This window comes from Streptomyces sp. NPDC058279 (genome assembly GCF_042881255.1).
In the GTDB taxonomy this organism is placed as follows: Bacteria; Actinomycetota; Actinomycetes; order Streptomycetales; family Streptomycetaceae; genus Streptomyces.
The window spans coordinates 15,625-19,015 of sequence record NZ_JBHVYA010000031.1; the positions used below are offsets into that span (position 1 = coordinate 15,625).

Annotated in this window: 6 protein-coding genes; 3 read left to right on the forward strand and 3 right to left on the reverse strand. The window is 71.5% G+C overall.

Annotated features, from left to right (window positions below; genetic code table 11):
• Positions 1-123 precede the first annotated feature (123 nt).
• A complete protein-coding gene (locus ACFVXJ_RS30595) occupies positions 124-402 on the reverse strand; it encodes a hypothetical protein (RefSeq protein ID WP_389666641.1) in 279 nt (92 codons plus the stop codon).
• 196 nt (positions 403-598) lie between these two features.
• Complete coding sequence (locus ACFVXJ_RS30600; protein WP_389666643.1) at positions 599-1,630, reverse strand: RNA ligase family protein; 1,032 nt, start codon at positions 1,628-1,630, stop codon at positions 599-601.
• A gap of 182 nt (positions 1,631-1,812) precedes the next feature.
• On the opposite strand from ACFVXJ_RS30600, the gene ACFVXJ_RS30605 reads away from it, so the two are divergent.
• From ACFVXJ_RS30605 to ACFVXJ_RS30615, 3 genes are all read left to right on the forward strand, one after another.
• On the forward strand, positions 1,813-2,220 hold the full coding sequence (locus tag ACFVXJ_RS30605; protein WP_389666644.1) for a DUF6234 family protein: 408 nt from the start codon (positions 1,813-1,815) through the stop codon (positions 2,218-2,220).
• Positions 2,221-2,569: 349 nt separating this feature from the next.
• Positions 2,570-2,902, forward strand: a complete 333-nt coding sequence (locus ACFVXJ_RS30610) for a DUF6233 domain-containing protein (RefSeq protein WP_389666646.1) — start codon at positions 2,570-2,572, stop codon at positions 2,900-2,902.
• Positions 2,903-2,925: 23 nt separating this feature from the next.
• Positions 2,926-3,153, forward strand: coding sequence for a hypothetical protein (locus tag ACFVXJ_RS30615; protein ID WP_389666648.1), 228 nt, complete (start codon positions 2,926-2,928; stop codon positions 3,151-3,153).
• A 78-nt stretch (positions 3,154-3,231) separates the two neighbouring features.
• Here ACFVXJ_RS30615 and ACFVXJ_RS30620 read toward each other — a convergent pair.
• The coding region (locus ACFVXJ_RS30620; protein ID WP_389666651.1) for a transposase at positions 3,232-3,391 on the reverse strand (160 nt) is incomplete at its 5' end.

Here is a 3,391-nt window from a genome sequence, read left to right on the forward strand (position 1 = left end):
TTTTAAAATCCCCCGTTCCGGGGCGCTGTGGGGCGCCCCCCCACCAACCCCCCACGGCGCCCGGGGGGGCGGTATACCCGCGGGGGGGGGCGGGGGGGGGGCCCCGCCGCCCCCCCCGACCGGTCAGCCGCGCGGCTGGCCTCCCCGGCCCCTGCGGAGCGTCACGAGCGCCTTGGCGGCACGCAGCAGACCGCCCGCCACCTCCGACCACTCGGGCACCCAGTGGGCCACCACCGCCTCCGCCGGCACGGGGGCGAGGACGGCCGCCGCCCTGAGCGCCGAGGCGAACCGGCGTCCCGCCGGGGTCGGCTCCGCAGGCACGGCCGGGGTCGGGTCGGGGTGCCCGCCGGGCTCCCGGCCCGACTCCCCACCGGCCGACTCCCCACCTTCAGGCATGGACATGGCAGACGACTGCTCACACGAATACGCGGATCACACCCCCGGCGGAGGCGTGATCCACACAGTGCGGGAGACAGCGGACAGCCCCGCAAGACCCGACAAACCCGCAGGTCAAACCAGGTTGAGCTGCACTCGCACCCGCGGTACACCACCGCCCCCTTAGCCCCGCAACCCCCCGCGGACCGCGCCGAAAATCCGGTCAGCCGGCTGCGGCGGCCCTTCCCTCACCGAACCGGGGGACATCCCCCACGGCCACGTCCAGGCGCAGCCGTTTGAAGCGGAGCGGGTGGCGCCATACGCCGCCCCGGTCCACGGCGCGGTCGGCGCTGATCTCGGCTACCAGGTCGGGGCGGACCAAGCGCACGTCCAGGACGTCACGGGCCCCCCAGGTCGCGGCGAACGTGACGCCCTCCCACGGGCGGCCGGGGTAGGCGGCGGCCAGGTGCTCGGCGACCAGGCGGGCCGCCTCCGTGCGCAGTGGGACGGTGCGGCCGACCGCGCGGAGCCGGCCGTCCTGGTCGTGGCGGCCGAGGACGAGGAGCTGTGGGCGGGTGAGGGTGCCGGTGATGGCGCCGATGATCGCCTCGGTGGTGTCGCGTCGTCTGACCTTGGTCCACGCCCCTCTATGACCGGGCGTGTAGCGGCTGGTCTGGGGCTTGACCACGATGCCTTCGACGCCGGACACGTCCGTCCACGACTCCAGCCACTCCCGGGCCAGGGCCGCATCCGTGGTCATCGGACACAGGGTCCACGGGGATGTCAGGGCGTGGTCGGCGAACAGGTCCTCAAGGCGGGCGCGGCGCTCCACGTAGGGCAGGTCGGGCAGCTCGCGGCCGTCGAACTGCAAGACGTCGAACGCCACGTAAAAGGCCGGCAGCTTCGCGGCCAGCTCGGGAGCGCTGCGGGTGCGGGCGGCGGCCCGACGCTGCAACCCCTCGAACGACAGGACGCCGGCCTCCACGTCCCACGCGAGGAGTTCGCCGTCCAGGACCAGGCCGACGGGGAGCTGCGCCTCGGCGGACGCTACGAGATCGGGGAACGCGCCCTGGACCAAGGCGCCTCGGCGGGTCTGGAGCAGCACCCGCCCACCCGGCCCGGCCGGAGTGAACACCAGCACCCGGTACCCGTCGAACTTCTGCTCATACGCCACCCCCGAAGCGAGCGGACGCACGGGCGGGATCACCTCGGCGGCCTGCGTCAACATCGGCTCCACCGGCGGACGCAACACCATCGCCGATGCCTCCCTCGTCCTCGACCCAGAGCGCCAGCCTCACCCGCGCCCCCACACACGGCCCGACGAGGACGCCGGACGGCGGAACTCGACTGTCCTGTGTCACCGAACCTTGAGCGATTGCCATCGAACTTTGACCACTGGCGGTGCACGCGATCAGGCGGCATTGAGTACGGGTACTCATGACCCCACGCTCCCGCTGGGGCGAAGCTCGCTGGGTGAATACAGAAACCGGCCGCACGAGTAAGGGCGTGGCGGTGGCCTTGGCTGTCGTCGAGCTGGCAGCCCTTGTTGGGATCTGGCTGTCTTGGGCTTCGTCCTACTGGTCGTGGGACCCTCAACACTACGGCGACCCACCTGGGCCCTACCTGGAGAAAGCTGCGTTCGTCCCGGCTGCCGCCATGGTTTTCGCTGTCGTAGCCGGGATCCGGCGCCTGCGAGCAGTTGCTATCAGCCAGGTGGTACTGGCCATGGCCATCTGTGGAATTTTGCTCGGCGCGAAGGCCCCCGGGGAACACGTTTACGAGTCCTCCTATCAGAACGCCTGTCGCGCGGGGATGATCTGCGACGGCCCCCCACCCGCTCGATAGGCAGTGCACGGGACCAGACCGCCACCCCCGTCAGGGCGGTCAAAGTTCGGTGGCAGTCGCTCAAGGTTCAGTGACACAGGACATCGACGAACCCGAGCCGCTCGACAGCGGGGGCAGAGCTGGGCCAAAAAATCGAACACATGATGGAATAGGAGAGTCCGCCGCACCCCAGGAGCCCGCCATGACCTCCCCCACCCCCACACCCCGACCGCAGGTCGTGACCTGGGCCCCGAGCCAGACCGGACCGTGTGCAAAGCGCCACGCCCCCACCTGCCGCTACGGGGTCGGCGCCAGCCCCTTGTGCGAGGCATGCAAAACCGCGCGGCGGGCGCAGTACGGGGTCTGAACCGTGTCTGTCCTGCCGCCCGACCAGCCGCGCCTGCGGACGCTGGTCACCTACCTCCGCGGGGAGCTCGGCCGCGCCGAGCGCGCGCTGAACGCGGCCCAGGAGGCCGAGGAGGCCGCCGCACGGCGCCGCCCGCCCGCCGAGCCGCCCGCGTGGCTGGTCGAGCGCGAGATCGGCACCGGCCGACCCCCCGGCCGCGTCCACGTCGGAACGTGCTGGGACACCGGCAAACGCTGCGCCCCCGCCACCGCCGACCAGATCCGCGCCCTACTCGCCCAGGGCATACCCGCATGTCCCCAGTGCCGACCGGACACCGCACTCGGGGTGCTGGAATGAGTGCCCGGCAGCAGGGTGGAGGGATGAGCCCCGCCCCGCGCGTCATCGTCTACCCGCCCGACGCCCAGGGCGGCCGCCGCGTCCGCTGCGACGGCGAAATCCTCGGCCGCGCCCTCGGCCCCTCCGACCTCTTCGAATTCCTGCGCCGCGCCGGCCTCGACCCCGACAACGTCCGCCTGGACGACACGCGCTCGATCGAGTGGCGCGGCGGCGGCCCCACCGTGTGGAGCCCCGACGCCGACGTCAAGTGAGCTGTTACCTAAGGTCACACTCGCATCACTCCTGCTCTGGGCAAGATCAATTTGAAGACGGACCCTTAAGACCGTGTCCTATGTGGTGAGGCGGACGAGTCGTTTGTAGCAGCAGAGGGCGGCGGCGAGGCCGAGAAAGGCCGGGTAGTTGCGGGGGTTTCGTTCGTAGCGGTGGTTGAGTCGGCGGTAGCCGGTCAGCCACGACATGGTCCGCTCAATCACCCACCGGCGTCGCCCG